Origin of the sequence: Streptomyces sp. NPDC001401 (genome assembly GCF_042895385.1) — a bacterium.
Taxonomy (GTDB): domain Bacteria; phylum Actinomycetota; class Actinomycetes; order Streptomycetales; family Streptomycetaceae; genus Streptomyces.
Genome location: NZ_JBIAWI010000001.1, coordinates 670,325 through 688,002 on the forward strand (window position 1 = coordinate 670,325; position 17,678 = coordinate 688,002).

Below are 17,678 nucleotides of genomic sequence, written 5' to 3' on the forward strand. Positions count from 1 at the left end.
GGGAGAGCGGAGTTCCGTACCAGTTTAAGTTCAGTTGCGGAACAAAGCCTCTCAGGCCCAGTATTCCGGGAGGTTAAGAGCTGGTGTCGAGGCTCACACGGGCCGCGATCGGAAGGTGGTCGCTGCCGGTCCTGGGCAGGGTCCACGAGCTCACCGGCTCGATGCCCTGGACCATGATCTGGTCGATCCGCGCCATCGGGAACGAGGCCGGCCAGCTGAACCCGAAGCCGCTGCCCGCCGCACCCTGTGTGGAGCGCATCTGGGAGGTGACGCCGTTGAGGGAGTGGTCGTTCATGGTGCCGTTCAGGTCGCCGAGCAGCACCTTCCGCTGCAGCGGCTCGTGGGCGATGGCCTCGCCCAGCGCGCCCGCGCTCCTGTCGCGCTGCCGGGCCGTGAACCCGGCCTCCAGCTTCACGCGCACCGACGGCATGTGGGCGACGTAGAACGCCACCTGCCCCTCGGGCGTGGTCACCGTGGCGCGCATGGCGCGCGTCCAGCCCAGCTTGATGTCGACGGCCTTGACACCGGTCATGGGGTACTTGCTCCACAGGCCGACGGTGCCCTGCACCGAGTGGTACCTGTACGTCGACGCCAGCGCCTTCTCGTAGACCGGGACCGCCGTCGCGGTCAGCTCCTCCAGGGCCACCACGTCCGCGCCGGACGCGGCCACGTCACGGGCCGTACCCGAGGGGTCGGAGTTGTCGGCGTTGACGTTGTGCGTGGCGACGGTGAGGTCGCCGCCGGCGCCGGTCTTGTCGGTGAGCAGCCCGCCGAAGAGGTTCAGCCACACGATCGACGGGAGCAGTACGGCGATCAGCGCGGTGGCCGACCTGCGCACCAGCGCCAGCAGGAGCAGCACCGGGATCAGCAGACCCAGCCAGGGCAGGAAGGTCTCGGTGAGACTGCCCAGGTTGCCGATGCGGTTCGGGATGCGGGCGTGCAGCAGCATGACCAGGGCGAGGAGCACCGCGAGCGCGGCGACGACGACGCCGCGGCGCCAGATTCTCGGGTCGCCGCGCCATCCGGAGAACAGGCGGTTCATCAGGCGCCGGAGCCGGTCTCCCCGGTGCTCGGGCCCCGAGCCGCCGTTGTCCGTCTCCGTCAAGTACGCCTGCTGAGCCATACCGCGTCGCCTCACTGCCTGCCGTGCATCCCGTCCGTCCCCCTGGCACAAAACCCTAGGGGATGATCGGTTCCGATCCTGCCGTCCCATGACGGCCGTACGGGCACGAGGACGACGAACCCGGCACGGGGAGTTCCGAATGCGACCCGGGAAAGCGCCCTCTGTGACGCAACGCGCACATTAGAGCTAGGTAGTTGAGGATTTGACGGGTCGAAGCCCTTCGAGCAGCGTGTCCACGATCCGTTCCGACAGGCCTTCGGAGAGGTCGGTCTCCACGTCCGCCTCCGGACGCATGACGGTACGCAGCAGCATCGGGCCCACGAACAGGTCGTTCACCAGCTCTACGTCGACGTCCTCGCGGAGTTCGCCGTTCTCCTGGCCGCGGCGCAGGATCTCGATCTGCAGTCTGCGCCGCGGCCGGACGACGGAGGCGTGGTAGGCGGCCCAGACCTTCGGGCTGCTCTTCATCTGGGCGAACACGTTGTGCAGGAGCACCGAGGTACGGGTCATGACGCCGCGCTGCCGCAACTGCTCCAGGAGGGCCACGAGGTCGTCGCGCATGGAGGTGCCGGGCAGTTCGGGGAACGGGGGCTCGGCGGCGCGTACGACGTCGACGAAGAGTTCCTCCTTGCCGCTCCAGCGGCGGTAGAGGGTGGCCTTGCCGACGCCGGCCGTACGGGCGATGCGCTCGATGGAGAGTTCGGCGAGCGGGACCCCGTCCTCCAGGAGCTTCATCACGCCCTCTATGACGGCGCGTTCGACCGCCTCACTGCGGGGGCGTCCCCGTGCGGGCACCCCCGGTGCGGCGGCTGGGCTGTCGGCGAGGCTCACTGTCTGCGTCCCTTTCCTCGTACTGGAACGATTCTCCCTGGTGCCCCCCGGTGCGGCGGAAGGTGTTATTCCGCCGCTGCCACCAACTCCTGCTCCTCCTCGCCCTTCTGACGGACCGGCGGCTTCCCGGGCAGGAACAGGAACGCCACCAGCGCGCCGAGGATCGCGACGACCGTGCCGCACAGCGCGGTGACGTGCATGGCGTGCAGGAAGGCGTCGTTGGCCGGGTCGACCAGGGCCTTGCCCCGCGGGCCGAGCTTCGCGGCGACGCCGAGTGTGGCCTCGATGGACTCGCCGGCCGTGTCCCTGAGGCCGGCCGGGAGGAGACCCAGCTTGTCCTCGATGCCGGTGCGGTACGCCGTCGACAGGACCGAGCCGAGGACGGCGATGCCGAGGGCGCCGCCGACCTGGCGGAAGGTGTTGCTCAGCGCGGACGCGGAGCCGGCCTTCTCGCGCGGCAGGGTCTGCATGATGACGACGCTGGTCGGGGTCATGACGTGTGCCATGCCGGCGCCCATGAGGAAGAACACGACCTCCAGGACCCAGATCGGGGTGTCCGCCTCGAAGCCCGCGAAGGCGGCGAGCGTCCCCGCGAGCAGCAGCAGTCCGGCCCCGGTGGTGGCCTTGTTGCCGAACCGGTCGACGACCAGCCGGGCCCGCGGCGCGAAGATCATCTGCGCGGCGGCCAGCGGCAGCATCAGCAGACCGGACTGCAGCGGCGAGTAGCCGCGCACGCTCTGGGTGTAGAAGACCGCGAAGAAGGTCACGCCCATCAGCGCGAAGAAGACCAGCGCGATGGCGGCCATGGCGGCCGAGAACACCTTGTTCTTGAAGTACGTGACGTCCAGGGACGGGTGGTCGCTGCGCTTCTCGAAGACGACGAACGCGGCGAGTACGACGAGGCCGGCACCGATCGTCGACAGCACCTTGGCGTCGGTGAAGTCGGCGAGCTCGCCGCCCTTGATGATGCCGTAGACGAGCAGGACCAGGCCGACGACGGACAGGACGACGCCGACGGGGTCGACACGGCCCGGCTGCGGGTCGCGGGAGTCGGGGACCAGCCACAGCATCAGCGCGAGGGCGAGCAGCACGATCGGCACGTTGATGAGGAAGACCGAGCCCCACCAGAAGTGGTCGAGGAGGACGCCTCCGGTGATCGGGCCGATGGCGATGGCGAGGCCGACGCCGCCGGCCCAGATGCCGATGGCCTTGGGCTGCTCCTCGCGCTCGAAGACGTTCATGAGGACCGCGAGGGTGGCCGGCATGACGAAGGCGGCGCCGAGGGCCATCAGCGCGCGGAAGGCGATGAGCTGGGTCGGCGAGCCGGACTCGGCGGCGAGCGCGGAGCCGACGCCGAACACGACGAGACCGCCGAGCAGCACCTTCTTGCGGCCCACCCGGTCGCCGATGAGACCCGCGGTGAACAGCAGGCCCGCGAAGACGAGGGTGTAGGCGTTGATCGCCCACTCCAGCTCGCTCTGCGTGGCGCCCAGCCCGGTGGGGGCCGGGGTCGAGATCGTCTTGATGGCGACATTCAGGATCGAGTTGTCGAGCACCACGATCAGCAGGCTGAGCATCAGGACGCCGAGGATCGCCCAGCGGCGCCGGTGCACCGCCTCGGGTATCCGGGGGGCGGGAACGGGTGGAGTCGTCATACCGACCAGGCTAGGGGAATTCCGATACGAGACCGACCCGTATCGTAAATGTTTTTACTCAGTCCTTACGTGTGCTACGTGACCGATCTCCCGCGCCCCGCTCTGGTCGCGAGTGGCACGAAGTGCCACCATGGAGGTGATCCGGGGACGCCGTCAGGGTGCCTCGAGATGACTGAAGGAGCCGTTGCAATGACGCAGCTTTCGGCTGCCCAGACTGTCCAGAACAGCCCCTCCGACGGCAGCAAGGCGCTGTACGGGGGGAAGGGCACACGCCGTATCACCGTTCGCGACATCGCTCTCGCCAAGGAACGCGGCGAGAAGTGGCCCATGCTCACCGCCTACGACGCGATGACCGCGTCCGTCTTCGACGAGGCCGGGATCCCGGTGATCCTCGTCGGCGACTCGGCGGGCAACTGCCACCTCGGGTACGAGACGACCGTGCCCGTCACCATGGACGAGATGACGATGCTGTCGGCCGCGGTCGTGCGCGGCACGCAGCGCGCCCTCATCGTCGGCGACCTCCCCTTCGGCTCCTACCAGGAGGGCCCGGTGCAGGCGCTGCGCTCGGCGACCCGGCTGGTCAAGGACGCCGGCGTCGGGGCGGTCAAGCTGGAGGGCGGCGAGCGGTCGCACGAGCAGATCCGGCTGCTGGTGGAGTCCGGCATCCCGGTCATGGCCCACATCGGGCTCACCCCGCAGTCCGTCAACGCCATGGGCTACCGGGTGCAGGGGCGCGGCGAGGAGGCCGCCCAGCAGCTGCTGCGGGACGCGAAGGCCGTGCAGGACGCGGGTGCGTTCGCGGTGGTGCTGGAGCTCGTGCCTGCTGAGCTGGCGGCCGAGGTCACGCGCGTGCTGCACATCCCGACCGTCGGTATCGGCGCCGGGCCGGAGACGGACGCGCAGGTGCTGGTGTGGACCGACATGCTGGGGCTGACCGGCGGTCGCGTGCCGAAGTTCGTCAAGAAGTACGCGAACCTGCGTGAGGTCATGGGCAACGCGGTCAAGGAGTTTGCGGAGGACGTCGTCGGCGGGACGTTCCCGGCCGAGGAGAACTCCGTCCACTAGAGCCACAGTGGCACAGAGGCAGCCCGCCGATCTTCCCCCGTCGGCGGGCTGCTGCTTTGTTTTCTCGCCCCCGCCGCCCCTACCCGTCCCGTCCCTGGGGGCTGCGCCCCCAGACCCCCGCTTTCGGCCTGAACGGCCTCGTCCTCAAATGCCGGACAGGCTGAAACTGCCGGTGTCGGTGACTTGTCAGTGGGTGTCGGTGAGCTGTCGGTCGTTTGTCGGTGGGCGCTGGCACCGTTCTCGGCATGACGCGAATCGACAAGAACCCCAGCGACGGCGGTATCGCCGTCACCGTGCGGGGGCTGGTCAAGCACTACGGCGAGACCAAGGCGCTGGACGGCGTCGACCTGGATGTGCGCGAGGGCACCGTGATGGGTGTGCTCGGGCCGAACGGCGCCGGCAAGACCACCCTCGTACGGATCCTGTCCACCCTGCTCGCCCCCACGTCGGGGCAGGCGACCGTCGCCGGCTACGACGTCCTGCGGCAGCCCCGGCAGCTGCGCCGGGTGATAGGCCTCACCGGGCAGTATGCGTCGGTGGACGAGAAGCTGCCCGGCTGGGAGAACCTCTACATGATCGGGCGGCTGCTCGACCTGCCGCGCAAGGAGGCACGCGCGCGTGCCGACGAGCTGCTTGAGCGGTTCTCGCTGACGGATGCCGCCAAACGGCCCGCGAGTACGTACTCCGGCGGTATGCGGCGGCGGCTCGACCTGGCGGCCTCGATGATCGGGCGGCCCGAGGTGCTGTTCCTGGACGAGCCCACCACCGGACTCGACCCGCGCACCCGCAACGAGGTGTGGGACGAGGTCAAGGCCATGGTCGGCGAGGGCGTGACCGTGCTGCTCACCACCCAGTACATGGAGGAGGCCGAGCAGCTCGCCACCGAGCTGACCGTCGTGGACCGCGGCAAGGTCATCGCGGGCGGTGCGATCGACGAGCTGAAGGCCAAGGTGGGAGGACGGACGCTGCGGGTACGGCCCACCGATCCGCAGCATCTGCGGCCGCTCGCCTCCACCCTCGACGACCTCGGCATCACCGGGCTCGCCACCACGACCGTCGACACCGAGAGCGGTTCCGTGCTCGTCCCGATCCTCAGCGACGAACAGCTGACCGCGGTGGCCGGCGTGGTCATCGCCCAGGGCATCACGATCAGCTCCATCACCACCGAACTGCCCAGCCTGGACGAGGTGTTCCTGTCCCTCACCGGCCACCGCGCCAGTGCCCCGCAGGACGCCGCACCCACCGACACCACCCTCGAGGAGGTCGCCGTATGAGCGCGGCAACCGCCACCGCTCCGGCCGTCGATGCGCACATCTCCCTGCGCGGCCACCTGCGCCACACCGGCGCCCTGATCCGCCGCAACCTGCTGTGGATCAAGCAGGACCCCGAGTCGATGTTCGACGCGCTGCTGATGCCGATCATCTTCACCCTGCTGTTCGTGTACGTCTTCGGCGGCTCGATCGGACAGGCGCTGGGCGGCGGACAGCACGGGTACGTCCAGTACGTGATCCCGGGCATGATCGCGATGATGAGCATGTCGATGTCCCAGGGCGTCGGCACCGGGTTCAGCCAGGACTTCAACTCCGGTGTCATGGACCGCTTCCGGTCGCTGCCGATCGGGCGCGGCTCGGTGCTGTTCGCGAAGATCTCGGTGGAGCTGGGGCGGATGCTCTTCGCGACCACCGTGCTGATGATCGTCGCCGTGCTGGTCGGCTTCGACATCAAGCACTGGGGCGGTCTGTTCGCGGCCGTGGGCCTGTCCGCCGTGTTCGCCTCGTCGATCATGTGGGTGTTCCTCACCCTGGGCGTGGTCCTGAAGAACGCGCAGTCCGTGCAGGCGATGGGCTTCCTGGTGCTGTTCCCGCTGCAGTTCGGCTCGTCGATCTTCGCGCCGACGAAGAACATGCCGGGCTGGCTGCAGACCTTCACCGACTACAACCCGCTGTCCACGCTGGCGGACGCCTCGCGCGGGCTGATGGTGGGCGGCCCGGTCGCGCACGACCTGTGGGTGACGCTCGGCTGGTCCGTGGCGATCACGGCGGTGGCGGCGCCGTACGCGATCCACAAGTTCCGCACCAAGAGCTGACGTTCAGGCTCTACGGCACTTCGGTCCGCGTCAGACCAGGGCGGCGGCCTCCTCCGGGGAGAGGCCGCCGCCCTCCGCGTGGGCGGCCTCGTACGCCTCGTCGCCGAGGGCGGCGCGCGCGTGCCGTTCGGCCCGGACGTACACCTCACGCTCCATGGACGTGGCGAAATGGCCGGCCGGCAGCAGCATGCGCGCGGCCCCGATGCAGCGGGCGGCGTCCCGGGCCCGGCTGCCGCCGTCGGCCCCGGCGAGGCCGATCGCGGCGAGGGCCAGGTACAGGGGCCGCATGTGCGGGGCGATGGCCTCGGACAGCGGGTCGCGGGCCCGTTGCAAGGCCTGCCGGGCCTTGTCCAGGGAGAACTCGTAGTTGCCGTCGACCGCCTCCACAAAGGCCTCCGAGCCGAGGATGAACGCGTCGAAGACGATGAAGTGGGCGATCCTGAACTCCTCGCGCAGCCGCCGCAGTTGCTCGCGCGCCTCCGCCATCCGGCCGGTCATGGCGAGCCGCCCGGCGAGGAACATCCGGGCGGCGGGCATGGCCTCGTTGCCCGAGCCGTCCTTCCGCTCGATCACCTCGCGCAGCAGCCGCTCGCCGCGCTCCGTCTCGCCCGACTCCAGCAGCGCGCTGCCGAGCCGGGCGCCCAGCACGGCCACCTGGGCGCGGGCGCCGAGCCGTTCGGCCTGTTCCGTCGCCGCCTCGTAGTCGGCGGCGGCCGCCGCGTACTCGCCGATCCGTTCACGGGCCTCGCCGCGGGCGGACAACGCCTCGGCGGTACCCCACAGGTCGCCGATCCGCCGGTAGATCTCCAGCGACTCGTCGGCGTCGCGCTGCGCGTCGCCCGCCCAGTCGCTGCGGTTGGCGAGCAGGTTCGCACGCATCTGCAGAGTGGCGGCGAGTTCCCAGTCCATGCCGGGGGTGGCGCGGCAGGTGCCGACGCTCGCGTCGAGGATCCCGGGCAGCCGGTCCACGCTGCCGGTCAGCATCACGGCGTAGAACCAGAGCAGGCCGGGGGTGCGGCAGGTCTGCGGGAGGCCGGGTGCGTACACCTCGGTTATGGTGCGCAGCTTCTCCTTCGCCTGCGGGGACTCCCAGGCCTCCAACTCGGTGTCCATGCAGGCGAGATGGGCGAGATGGACACCGCGCCGGGCCTCGGCGAGGAGTTCGCCGGACAGCGGGGGCGGGACGTCGGTGCAGCGCTGCCAGACCGGGGCGGCGGGTTGGGCGGGGGCGGCGAAGGGGTCGGGGCCGAGGGCCATGACCTCGGCGCACCAGTTGCGGGCCTCGATGCGCGCGTCACGCATCTGCCAGTACCAGGCCAGCGACAGGATGAGGCAGATGGCCTCCTGTTCGTCGCGCTCGGCGACGGCGTGCCGCAGGGCGGTGCGCAGGTTCTCGTACTCGCGCTCCAGCAGCTCGATGGCGGCGAACTGGCCCGGGCCGCGCAGCAACGGGTCGGTGGTGCGGGCGAGTTCGCGGTAGTACGTCAGGTGGGCGCGCTCGGTCTCCGGGCGCCGTCCGGTCTCGTCCAGGCGCTCGCCGGCGTACTCGCCGACGGTCTCGAGAAGCCGGTAGCGCATGCCTCCGTCCCCCGAAGGGGCGGCCACGACAAGGGACTTGTCGACGAGCGAACCGAGGGCCTCCAGCGCTCCGGACCCGCAGACGGCCTCGGCGGCGGTGAGATCACAGCCGCCCGCGAAGACGGAAAGCCGCCGCAGGACCTCCCGCTCGCCCTCGTCGAGCAGCTCCCAGGACCAGTCGACGACCGCGCGCAGGGTCTGCTGGCGGGGCAGGACGGTACGGCTGCCGGACGTGAGCAGCCGGAAGCGGTCGTCGAGCCGGTCGGCTATCTGGCGGGGCGTCAGCATACGGAGCCGGGCGGCGGCGAGTTCGATCGCGAGGGGGAGCCCGTCCAGCCGCCGGCAGATCTCGGCGCACGCCTCGGGGTCCTCGTCGACCCGGAACCCGGCCCTGGCCGCCGCGCCCCGGTCGGCGAGCAGCCGCAGCGCGACCGGCTCGGGCAGCGGCTCCACGGGCCGCAGCAACTCCCCCGGCACACCGAGGGGTTCACGGCTGGTGGCGAGCACCGTCAGCTGCGGGCAGCGCTCGAGCAGCTCCTCCACCAGCCGGGCGGCGGCCTCGACGACATGCTCGCAGTTGTCGAGGACGATCAGCATGCGCCGCCGGCCGCAGTGCTCGGCGAGCCGCTCGAGGGGATCGTCGTGCCGCTCGGCCCCGGCCGCCCGCATCGCCTCGGCCCCGGCGCCGTACAGCACGGTCTCCCGGGCGCCGACAGCGGTAAGTACGGCTTCCGGTACGGCGTCCGGGTCGTCGACGGGCGCGAGCTCGGCCAGCCACACCCCGTCCCGGGCCGCGTACCGCACGGTCTCGGCGGCCTCCTGCGACAGCCGGGTCTTCCCTGCCCCGCCGGGGCCGAGCAGCGTGACCAGCCGGGCCGCCGCGAGATCCCCGCGGATGGCCTCGATGTCGGCCTCCCGGCCGACGAAGGAGGTGAGGCGGGCGCGGAGGTTGCCGGGGAGCTGGGGGGCGGGGGCAACCGCCGCGAGGGCGATCGGGGCGTGCCCGGCCGCTCCGGCGGCGAGCGGGGCGCGGGCGCCCTCCCCAGGAGCGCCCGGAGCACGGACAGCCGCCCCGGGGTCGGGCTGAGCTCCGGCATCCCGCCCGGTAGCCGTCGAAGGTCCGGTGCCGGCCGGACCGCGGACGCCCACCCCGGAACCAGGCGAAGCCTCAGCCGGTCCCTCGAAAGCCGCCGGGCCGTGGGCGCCGCCGGGTCGCGAACCCGATGCCGCGCTGCCGCCGACGGTACCGGCCGGACCGCGGACGCCCACCCCGGAACCAGACGAAGCCTCAGCCGGTCCCCCGAAAGCCGCCGGGCCGTGGGCGCCGCCGGGGCGCGAAGCCGGTGCCGTGCCGTCGCCGACGGTGCCGAGCGTATGGGCCGATCGCCCGCCGAAGTCCGCCCCGTAGCCGTCGGCGGCCCCGCTGGGAGCGTCCCCGCGCCCGCGCGCGCCACGGGCGTCCGGGTGGAGCAACTCCCCGTACAGATCCCTCAGTTCGGCCCCCGGGTCCGCTCCCAAGCGGTCCGCCAGCAGCCGCCGTACGTCCTCGAACGCGGCAAGTGCCTGAGCCGTGCGGCCCGCGTCGCGCAGGGCGCGCAGGCGCAGGGCCTGGAGGGGCTCGTCCAGGGGGTGGGTGTCGCACAGGGCGGTCAGCTCGGGCAGGGACTGCTCGGCGTGGCCCAGGGCGAGAGCGGCGGTGTGGCGGGTGCGCAGGGCGTCGAGGCGGCGGGTGTCCCAGCGGGCCGCCTCCGCGGTGCGGTCGGGGAGGTCGGCCAGGGCGGGCCCGCGCCACAGGCCGAGGGCGTCGTCGAGAACGACGGCCGCCTTGGCCGGGTCGCCGTCGGCCAACGCGCGCGTGCCCTCGCCGGTAAGCCGCTCGAAGCGGTGCAGGTCGACGTCGTCGGGCCGGGCGGCGAGCCGGTAGCCGCCCTCGGCGGAGGCGACGGCGTCCGCGCCGAGCGCCCGCCTCAGCCTGCCGACCAGCGCCTGCAGCGCACCCGGCGCATCGGCGGGCGGGTCACCGTCCCACACCTCGTCGACCAGGACGCCGCCGGGCACGGTGCGCCCGGCGCGCAGGGCCAGCACGGTCAACAGAGCACGCAGCCGCGCCCCGCCGACCGGGACGAGGGTGCCGTCGGGGCGGAGCGCCTGAGTGGTGCCGAGGATGCGATAGCGCACGGGGTCCATTGTCTCTGTTGACGTCGGGGCCGGTCACGGGGTTCGGGATGGCGGGGTGGCGTGACCGGCGGCGGGGAGGAAGCGGCGAGCGTTGTTCAGCCGGCCGCCGGTGTCGCTTGTAGCTCCGGGTCGCCCTCCGCCACCTCCAGCGTCACCACCACCCCCGCCTCCATGAACCGCCTCCCCTTCTCCCCTCGCTCCCCGTCGGCGAACCACTTCGGGCACTCGTCCACCGACCGGAACCGCCGCGCCCCGGTCCCGCGCACCGGCTCCCAGGAGCGCGAGCCCGGTGGCATCTCCGCGTACTCCTGGCTCACCACCCGGACCGCCCGTACCCGGCCGCTCACCTCGGGCCACTCGTCCCCGTGCGCCTCCACCGAGAGGAGGCCGACCAGGCGGACCCGGTCCCCCGGACCGACGTCGGCGCCGGACTCGCCGCCCAGTGCCACGGTGAGTCCGGTCTCCTCCCGCAGGACCCGCACCGAGCCGTCCTCGTCGTCACCCTCAGGCAGATCCCCGACCGGCCCCACGACCTTGGAGAGCTCCTCGTGCCAGCCACCGCCGAGCATCCCGTCCGCGTCCGTGAACAGCAGCTGCCAGCTCACCTCGTCCCCCACCGAGAACGGAGTACCGCAGCACTCCATCTGCCAGCCCGCGTAGTACACATGCCAAAGACCCATGTCCCCCACCTTCCCTGGAACCCGGGACCCGGCGCGAGACGTTTTCCCCGTACGCCCGGTACCGTCGGGCAGTCCCACCGCGCGCACGCACAGTCCAGGGAGCCCCATGACCACCGCCACCACCAGCCGCAGCGACCGGAGGATCAGCCCCGTCTTCGTCGGGATCCTGGCCGTCACGGCGGTCACGGGATGGGCCACCTGGACCGGGTTCGCCGCTCAGCCGGGCCTGGCCGTGTTCCTGTTCGTGACGGCGGCCTGGATCGTCTCCCTGTGTCTGCACGAGTACGCACACGCGCGTACCGCCCTGCACAGCGGCGACATCTCGGTCGGCGCGAAGGGCTATCTCACGCTGAACCCCATGAAGTACACGCATGCGCTGCTGAGCATCGTGCTCCCGGTGCTGTTCGTGATCATGGGCGGCATCGGTCTGCCCGGCGGCGCCGTCTTCATCGAGCGGGGGCGGATCAAGGGCCGCTGGCGGCACAGTCTCATCTCGGCGGCCGGCCCGCTGACGAACGTCCTGTTCGCGGCCGTGTGCACCGCCCCGTTCTGGCTGCATGCGCTGGACGGTGTGCCGCGCGACTTCCAGTTCGCGCTGGCCTTCCTCGCCCTGCTCCAGGTCACGGCCGCCATCCTGAACTTCCTGCCGGTGCCCGGCCTGGACGGCTACGGCGTCATCGAGCCCTGGCTGTCGTACAAGATCAAGCGGCAGGTGGAACCCTTCGCACCCTTCGGCCTGCTCTTCGTCTTCGCGCTGCTGTGGGTGCCGTCGATCAACACCGTGTTCTTCGACGTCATCGACTCGATCCTGCGGAGCCTGGGGATCGGCGACTTCTCCACGTACTGCGGCCAGGAGCTCTACCGCTTCTGGCAGGGCACGAACGAGTTCTGCTCGGTCAGCCCGTGACGGAGGACCGGCGCTCGGCCCGGCCCCGCTTGACGTAGTACCAGCACATGTTGCTGGACAGCCCCGCCAGCAGCACCCACACGATCCCCAGCCAGCTGCCCTGCGCGAAGGAGACCACGGCAGCGGCCACGGCGAGCACACAGACGATCAGGGCATAGAGGCCAAGGCGGGGCATTTCAGTCGGCTCCTGTCGGGGGGACACTGCGGGAACTGCTCGTACTGCGGGTACTGCTTGCTCCGACCAGTGTCCCCCATCCCCTCACACGTCCGTGACGCGGAGCCCGGCGTGCGCCTTGTACCGCCGGTTCACCGAGATCAGGTTGGCGACCAGCGACTCGACCTGGTGGGCGTTGCGCAGCCGGCCGGCGAAGATGCCGCGCATGCCGGGGATGCGGCCGGCCAGCGCCTGCACGATCTCGACGTCGGCCCGCTCCTCCCCCAGCACCATCACGTCGGTGTCGATCTCGTCGATCTCCGGGTCCTGGAGAAGGACCGCCGACAGGTGGTGGAAAGCGGCGGTGACCCGGGAGTCCGGCAGCAGGGCGGCGGCCTGCTCGGCCGCGCTGCCCTCCTCGGGCTTGATCGCGTAGGCGCCCTTCTTGTCGAAGCCGAGCGGGTTGACGCAGTCGACGACGAGCTTGCCGGCCAGTTCCTCGCGCAGGGACTCGATGGTCTTGCCGTGTCCGTCCCAGGGCACGGCGACGATCACGATGTCGCTGCGGCGTGCGGTCTCGGCATTGTCGTGGCCCTCGACGCCGTGGCCGAGCTCGTCGGCGGCGGCCTGCGCACGCTCGGCCGCACGCGAGCCGATGATCACCTTCTGGCCGGCCTTGGCCAGCCGGTAGGCCAGGCCCTTGCCCTGCGGCCCGGTCCCGCCGAGGACGCCGACGACGAGCCCGGAGACGTCGGGGAGGTCCCAGGGGTCCTTGGCGGGGGCCTTCGCGGGGGTCTGTGCAGCACTGTCGGTAGAGGTCATGGGCCGACTTTACGTCCGCCCCGACCGGCCCTGTCCGTCAGGTGAGCCGCGTCACGGGCAGCCGCCTCAGCACGATCCGCTCGTAGGCGCCGAAGTCCCCGGTCTCGTAGAGGATTCCGACGGTCGAGGCGTCGATCCGGACGAGGTCGGAGTAGGCGGCGGGCAGGCCGTCCATCGCGTACACCGGGCGCCAGGTCGTGCCGTTGTTCGTCGAGGCGCGGATGGTCATCAGGGCGCGGGCGTCGGGGTGGGCGGGGCCGGAGAAGAGGAGGACGTCCGGGTCGCGGAGCTGGAGGAGGCTGCCCTCGCACACCGGGCCGTCCAGGCCGGCCTGGGGGCGGAAGGGCATGCGCAGGGTCTTGCCGCCGTCCTGGGAGTGGGCGTCGGCGCGGTTGCCCGGGGACGGGGAGTCGTTGCGCGTGTTGAAGTAGACGCTGCCGTCGGGGAGTTCGGCGGCGGTGGTCTCGTTGGCGTTGATGTAGCCGTCGGTGTTGTCGTCGACGTAGCCGATGGACCAGGTCTCGCCGCGGTCGTCGCTGAGCAGGCAGTGGCCGCCGTTGTACCGGGCCTCGGTGCCGAGGTCGGTGCCGGTGGGCGGGAGGCTGTGGTTGGCGGGGACGACGATCCGGCCGGTGTTGAGCTGGATCGCGTGGCCGGGGGTGGTGGCGTACCAGCGCCAGCCCGGCTTCTTCACCGACTTGGTGATCTCGGTCGGCTTGGACCAGGTGAGGCCGTCGTCGTCGCTGTGCTGAACCCATACCCGGCGGCCGTCGGCGTCCTTCACCTTGCCGAGCCGGATCGTCTCCTCGGAGGCGGAGGCGGCGTTGCGGACATGGACGAGGAGGACACGGCCGGTGTCGAGGACCACCGGGGCGGGGTTGCCTGCGAGGTCGGTGCCGTTGTTGGCGGCGACCTGCAGCGGGCCCCAGGTGCGGCCCCCGTCCGTGGAGCGCTTGAGCACGATGTCGATGTGCCCGTGGTCGCTCGCCGACCTGACCCGGCCCTCGCAGAAGGCGAGGAGAGTGCCCTTGGCGGTGACGACCACCGCCGGGATCCGGTAACTCGCGTATCCCTCACGGCCGGCACGGAAGGGAACGGTGGCTTCGGTCATTCGCGCACTGTCACCAAGCCGGGCGAATTCATGGTGAACGCCGGGTCACGAGTGGCCGACTGGTGCAGGATGCGGAGGCATGGACGCCGTACGTGTCGCGTTGCTGCGTGAAGTGCTCGCCGGGACCGAGTGGTTGGGGGCCGCGCGGCGGTTCGCGGGGGCGCTGCGCGGGTCGGTGGTGTCGCACGGCGGGGGGCTGCTGCTGGTGGGCACGCAGGAGTACGAGCCGTGGCATCTGGCGGCCCATCTGGTGGACGAGGCCGCGTGGTCGGGGACGCCGGAGCTGACGCCGACACTCGTACGGCATGGCGCGCGCCCCTCGGATCCGGCGCATCTGGCCGTCGGGCTTGGCCGGTTGGCGGCGGCGCGGCGGGGCGAGACGCTGCTGGTGGTGTCGCCCGCCGGGCCGGACTGCCGCCTTCTGGAGCGGGTGCACGATGCGCGGCGGGGTGGGGCGACGGTGTTGGCGCTCGGGCCCGGTGAGGGTGAAATCGCCTCGATGGCCCATGAGTCGCTGGCTGTGCCGGAGGGTTCCGAACTGGACCTGGACACCGTGCAGCATCTGGTCAGCGCGGCGGCCGGGGAGAATGCGCTGCCTGCGCCGAGGGGGAATCGGCGGCTGAGGGACCGCCTGTATCGGCTGGCGGAACAACTGACTGCGCCGCCGCCTGCTCGCTGGTGATCCGTGGTCCGCCTGGGAGTTTCGCCCCCGCCGCCCCTACCCGTCCCGACCCGGGGGCCAGCCCCCGGACCCCCGCTCCTCAAACGCCGGAGGGGCTGATTTTTTCAGCCCGTCCGGCGTTTGAGGACGAGGCCGTTCAGGCCGAAGCGGGGGTCTGGGGGCGGCAGCCCCCAGGGACGGGACGGGTAGGGGCGGCGGGGGCGAAAAACGGTTGCCCGCGGTGGTGGCCCCCGCCGACCATGGCCCTTCGTGACCGACGACGACTGCGAACCCCCCTCCCGCCTACGCGCGCTCCTCCCGGACCTCGCCCCCTGGCGGGCCTCCGTCGACTTCCGGCGGCTGTGGGTGTCGGGGACGATCTCGAACTTCGGGAGCTTTCTGACGTTCGTCGCGTTGCCGGTCCAGTTGAAGGAGCTCACCGGGTCGGCGGCAGCGGTCGGTGCGATCGGTGCCGTGGAGCTGCTGCCGCTGCTGGTGTTCGGGCTGTACGGGGGCGCGCTCGCCGACGCCCTGGACAAGCGGAAGCTGATCGTGTGGACGGAGGCCGGGCAGGGGCTGCTCAGCGCGGCGCTGCTGGCCAACGCCCTGCTCCCGCACCCCGCCGTCTGGCCGCTGTACGTCGTCGCCGCGCTGTCCTCCGCGCTCGTCTCCGTGCAGCGGCCGGCGATCGACTCGCTGTGGCCGCGGATCGTGGCCCACGAGCACATGCCCGCCGCGGCCGCTCTCAACTCCCTGCGCTGGACGGTCGGCGGCGTCGCGGGCCCGGCGGTCGCGGGCGTGGTCGTGGCGTACGCGGGGCTCGGCTGGGCGTACGGCGCGGATCTCGCGACCTTCGTCGTCTCGGTGGTCCTCATCGTCCGTATCGCTGCCTCGCCCGCCGCCCACGAGGCGGCGAAGCCGTCGCTCAAGGCGATCGCGGAGGGCGCCCGTTACGCCTGGGGCCGCAAGGAACTCCTCGGCACCTACGCCGTCGACCTCGCCGCGATGTTCCTGGCGATGCCGCTCGCCGTACTGCCCTTCCTCGCGGACGACTTGGACGCCGACTGGGCGCTGGGCCTGATGTACGCGGCGGTCCCGTTCGGGTCGATGCTGGTCGGTCTGACCGGCGGCTGGACCTCACGTGTGCACCGGCACGGGCGGATGGTGGTCCTGTCGGCCGCGCTGTGGGGCCTGGCGATCGCGGCCGCCGGCGTCGTCGGCGACGTATGGCTCGTTCTGCTGTTCCTGACCGTGGCCGGCGGCTGCGACATGGTCAGCGGGATCTTCCGCGGGGCCATGTGGAACCAGACGATCCCGGACGAGCTGCGCGGTCGCCTCGCCGGGATCGAGCTGCTGTCGTACTCGGTCGGGCCGACCGTCGGCCAGGTCAGGTCCGGCGGTTTCGCCGCGTGGTGGGGGGTGCGGGCGTCCGTCTGGTCGGGCGGCCTGCTGTGCGCGGGCGCGGTGGGGCTGCTGGCGCTGAGCCTGCCGAAGCTGATGACGTACGACGTGCGCACGAACGAGCACGCGGTACGGCTGCGCGATCAGCGGACGGCAGCGGCAGCCGCACCGGCCCGGGCTCAGGCCTGATCAGTCGTCGTCAGGGGTTGTGGCGGGTGCGTCGTGCCACTTGGGGTCGTTCTCCCACTCGAGGTTGCGCTCGCGCGCCGTCTCCATCGCGTGCTCGGCCTCCTGACGGGAGGCGTACGGCCCGAAACGGTCCTTGGCGGGGCACTCCGGCCCCTCCTCGACCTTCTTGTGTTCCAGGCAGTAGTACCACTCGCCGGGTTTGCCGACCGTGCGCTTCTTGAACAAGGCCATGACCTGCTCCTCTCGCCTCCGACATGTTCCCCCATGCCCGCTGGTTAGACTCGCTGGCATGTCTGGCCAGTCGCTGCTCGTACCAGGGGAGCTGTCCCCCACCCGTTCCGTACCCGGAAACATCCGCCGTCCCGAGTACGTCGGCAAGCCCGCTCCGACGCCGTACACCGGTCCGGAGGTGCAGACGCCCGAGACGATCGAGGCGATGCGGGTCGCCGGCCGGATCGCCGCGCAGGCGATGGCGGAAGCGGCGAAGCTCATCGTGCCCGGGGTCACCACCGACGAACTGGACAAGGTGGCGCACGACTACATGTGCGACCACGGCGCCTACCCGTCGACACTCGGCTACCGCAGCTTCCCCAAGTCCCTGTGCACCTCGGTCAACGAGGTGATCTGCCACGGCATTCCGGACTCGACGGTGCTGCGCGACGGCGACATCGTCAATCTCGACGTGACGGCGTACATCGGCGGCGTGCACGGCGACAACAACGCGACGTACCTGGTCGGGGACGTCGACGAGGAGTCGCGACTGCTGGTGGAGCGGACCCGCGAGTCCCTGAACCGCGCGATCAAGGCGGTCAAGCCGGGCCGGCAGATCAACATCATCGGCCGGGTCATCGAGTCGTACGCGAAGAGGTTCGGCTACGGGGTGGTGCGGGACTTCACCGGTCACGGCATCAACTCGTCCTTCCACTCCGGCCTGATCATTCCGCACTACGACAGCCCGCACGCGACGACGGTCATCCAGCCCGGGATGACGTTCACGATCGAGCCGATGCTGACGCTCGGGACGCACGAGTACGACATGTGGGACGACGGATGGACGGTCGTCACGAAGGACCGGAAGCGGACGGCCCAGTTCGAGCACACGCTGGTGGTGACGGAGTCGGGAGCGGAGATCCTCACGCTGCCCTAGCGATCCACACGCCCAGCGATCTTCGAGACCCGCCCTCCTGCCGGGGCGGGTCTTTTCTTGTACGCTTTTACCGACAGCGTGTCGGCAACT

The 17,678-nt window shown here is 71.2% G+C and carries 15 protein-coding genes and 1 pseudogene; 7 read left to right on the forward strand and 9 right to left on the reverse strand.

Annotated features, from left to right (window positions below; translation table 11 throughout):
- Window positions 1–73: 73 nt before the first annotated feature.
- From ACFY10_RS03100 to ACFY10_RS03110, 3 genes and pseudogenes are all read right to left on the reverse strand, one after another.
- Window positions 74–1,022 (reverse strand): annotated as a pseudogene (locus ACFY10_RS03100) (endonuclease/exonuclease/phosphatase family protein).
- Window positions 1,023–1,309: 287 nt separating this feature from the next.
- A complete protein-coding gene (locus tag ACFY10_RS03105; RefSeq protein ID WP_390663282.1) occupies window positions 1,310–1,954 on the reverse strand; it encodes a TetR/AcrR family transcriptional regulator in 645 nt (214 codons plus the stop codon).
- 65 nt (window positions 1,955–2,019) lie between these two features.
- Window positions 2,020–3,609: an MFS transporter gene (locus tag ACFY10_RS03110; protein ID WP_390663283.1), complete on the reverse strand. Its 1,590-nt coding sequence runs from the start codon at window positions 3,607–3,609 to the stop codon at window positions 2,020–2,022.
- 189 nt (window positions 3,610–3,798) lie between these two features.
- On the opposite strand from ACFY10_RS03110, the gene panB reads away from it, so the two are divergent.
- The 3 genes from panB (at window position 3,799) to ACFY10_RS03125 (ending at window position 6,760) form a co-directional block, all read left to right on the forward strand.
- Window positions 3,799–4,674: a 3-methyl-2-oxobutanoate hydroxymethyltransferase gene (gene panB, locus ACFY10_RS03115; RefSeq protein ID WP_390663284.1), complete on the forward strand. Its 876-nt coding sequence runs from the start codon at window positions 3,799–3,801 to the stop codon at window positions 4,672–4,674.
- 245 nt (window positions 4,675–4,919) lie between these two features.
- Window positions 4,920–5,948 (forward strand): ATP-binding cassette domain-containing protein, encoded by a 1,029-nt coding sequence (locus ACFY10_RS03120; RefSeq protein ID WP_390663285.1) that lies wholly within the window; start codon window positions 4,920–4,922, stop codon window positions 5,946–5,948.
- Window positions 5,945–6,760 carry an ABC transporter permease gene (locus ACFY10_RS03125; protein ID WP_390663286.1) on the forward strand — a complete coding sequence of 272 codons (816 nt, stop codon included), beginning with the start codon at window positions 5,945–5,947 and terminating at the stop codon, window positions 6,758–6,760. Before ACFY10_RS03120 ends, ACFY10_RS03125 begins: the two co-directional genes overlap by 4 nt.
- 30 nt (window positions 6,761–6,790) lie before the next feature.
- On the opposite strand, the gene ACFY10_RS03130 is transcribed toward ACFY10_RS03125, so the two are convergent.
- On the reverse strand, window positions 6,791–10,525 hold the full coding sequence (locus ACFY10_RS03130) for a BTAD domain-containing putative transcriptional regulator (RefSeq protein WP_390663287.1): 3,735 nt from the start codon (window positions 10,523–10,525) through the stop codon (window positions 6,791–6,793).
- An 86-nt stretch (window positions 10,526–10,611) separates the two neighbouring features.
- Complete coding sequence (locus tag ACFY10_RS03135) at window positions 10,612–11,196, reverse strand: DUF6578 domain-containing protein (protein ID WP_390663288.1); 585 nt, start codon at window positions 11,194–11,196, stop codon at window positions 10,612–10,614.
- A gap of 106 nt (window positions 11,197–11,302) precedes the next feature.
- On the opposite strand from ACFY10_RS03135, the gene ACFY10_RS03140 reads away from it, so the two are divergent.
- Window positions 11,303–12,103 carry a site-2 protease family protein gene (locus ACFY10_RS03140; protein WP_390663289.1) on the forward strand — a complete coding sequence of 267 codons (801 nt, stop codon included), beginning with the start codon at window positions 11,303–11,305 and terminating at the stop codon, window positions 12,101–12,103.
- Here ACFY10_RS03140 and ACFY10_RS03145 read toward each other — a convergent pair.
- The 3 genes from ACFY10_RS03145 to ACFY10_RS03155 all read right to left on the reverse strand — a co-directional run bounded on the left by ACFY10_RS03145 (window position 12,093) and on the right by ACFY10_RS03155 (window position 14,190).
- Window positions 12,093–12,278 (reverse strand): hypothetical protein, encoded by a 186-nt coding sequence (locus ACFY10_RS03145; protein ID WP_390663290.1) that lies wholly within the window; start codon window positions 12,276–12,278, stop codon window positions 12,093–12,095. The genes ACFY10_RS03140 and ACFY10_RS03145 overlap by 11 nt on opposite strands.
- 84 nt (window positions 12,279–12,362) lie before the next feature.
- Window positions 12,363–13,079, reverse strand: a complete 717-nt coding sequence (npdG, locus tag ACFY10_RS03150; RefSeq protein ID WP_390663291.1) for an NADPH-dependent F420 reductase — start codon at window positions 13,077–13,079, stop codon at window positions 12,363–12,365.
- Between the two features lie 37 nt (window positions 13,080–13,116).
- A complete protein-coding gene (locus tag ACFY10_RS03155; RefSeq protein WP_390663292.1) occupies window positions 13,117–14,190 on the reverse strand; it encodes an exo-alpha-sialidase in 1,074 nt (357 codons plus the stop codon).
- 79 nt (window positions 14,191–14,269) lie between these two features.
- On the opposite strand from ACFY10_RS03155, the gene ACFY10_RS03160 reads away from it, so the two are divergent.
- Together ACFY10_RS03160 and ACFY10_RS03165 are read left to right on the forward strand one after the other, a co-directional pair.
- Window positions 14,270–14,872 carry a hypothetical protein gene (locus ACFY10_RS03160; RefSeq protein WP_390663293.1) on the forward strand — a complete coding sequence of 201 codons (603 nt, stop codon included), beginning with the start codon at window positions 14,270–14,272 and terminating at the stop codon, window positions 14,870–14,872.
- Between the two features lie 249 nt (window positions 14,873–15,121).
- Complete coding sequence (locus ACFY10_RS03165) at window positions 15,122–16,441, forward strand: MFS transporter (protein ID WP_390663294.1); 1,320 nt, start codon at window positions 15,122–15,124, stop codon at window positions 16,439–16,441.
- On the opposite strand, the gene ACFY10_RS03170 is transcribed toward ACFY10_RS03165, so the two are convergent.
- Window positions 16,442–16,672 (reverse strand): hypothetical protein, encoded by a 231-nt coding sequence (locus ACFY10_RS03170; protein ID WP_275771706.1) that lies wholly within the window; start codon window positions 16,670–16,672, stop codon window positions 16,442–16,444. It lies immediately after the preceding gene.
- Between the two features lie 58 nt (window positions 16,673–16,730).
- Here ACFY10_RS03170 and map point away from each other — a divergent pair, with 58 nt between their 5' ends.
- Window positions 16,731–17,588: a type I methionyl aminopeptidase gene (map, locus tag ACFY10_RS03175; protein WP_390663295.1), complete on the forward strand. Its 858-nt coding sequence runs from the start codon at window positions 16,731–16,733 to the stop codon at window positions 17,586–17,588.
- Window positions 17,589–17,678: the final 90 nt, after the last annotated feature.

Excerpts from the sequence above, each read along its gene's own strand:
- ACFY10_RS03110 (WP_390663283.1), bottom strand. The coding sequence starts at position 3,609 with ATGACGACTCCACCCGTTCCCGCCCCCCGGATACCCGAGGCGGTGCAC.
- panB (WP_390663284.1), top strand. The coding sequence starts at position 3,799 with ATGACGCAGCTTTCGGCTGCCCAGACTGTCCAGAACAGCCCCTCCGAC.
- ACFY10_RS03120 (WP_390663285.1), top strand. The coding sequence starts at position 4,920 with ATGACGCGAATCGACAAGAACCCCAGCGACGGCGGTATCGCCGTCACC.
- ACFY10_RS03125 (WP_390663286.1), top strand. The coding sequence starts at position 5,945 with ATGAGCGCGGCAACCGCCACCGCTCCGGCCGTCGATGCGCACATCTCC.
- ACFY10_RS03130 (WP_390663287.1), bottom strand. The coding sequence starts at position 10,525 with ATGGACCCCGTGCGCTATCGCATCCTCGGCACCACTCAGGCGCTCCGC.
- ACFY10_RS03135 (WP_390663288.1), bottom strand. The coding sequence starts at position 11,196 with ATGGGTCTTTGGCATGTGTACTACGCGGGCTGGCAGATGGAGTGCTGC.
- ACFY10_RS03140 (WP_390663289.1), top strand. The coding sequence starts at position 11,303 with ATGACCACCGCCACCACCAGCCGCAGCGACCGGAGGATCAGCCCCGTC.
- ACFY10_RS03145 (WP_390663290.1), bottom strand. The coding sequence starts at position 12,278 with ATGCCCCGCCTTGGCCTCTATGCCCTGATCGTCTGTGTGCTCGCCGTG.
- npdG (WP_390663291.1), bottom strand. The coding sequence starts at position 13,079 with ATGACCTCTACCGACAGTGCTGCACAGACCCCCGCGAAGGCCCCCGCC.
- ACFY10_RS03155 (WP_390663292.1), bottom strand. The coding sequence starts at position 14,190 with ATGACCGAAGCCACCGTTCCCTTCCGTGCCGGCCGTGAGGGATACGCG.
- ACFY10_RS03160 (WP_390663293.1), top strand. The coding sequence starts at position 14,270 with ATGGACGCCGTACGTGTCGCGTTGCTGCGTGAAGTGCTCGCCGGGACC.
- ACFY10_RS03170 (WP_275771706.1), bottom strand. The coding sequence starts at position 16,672 with ATGGCCTTGTTCAAGAAGCGCACGGTCGGCAAACCCGGCGAGTGGTAC.
- map (WP_390663295.1), top strand. The coding sequence starts at position 16,731 with ATGTCTGGCCAGTCGCTGCTCGTACCAGGGGAGCTGTCCCCCACCCGT.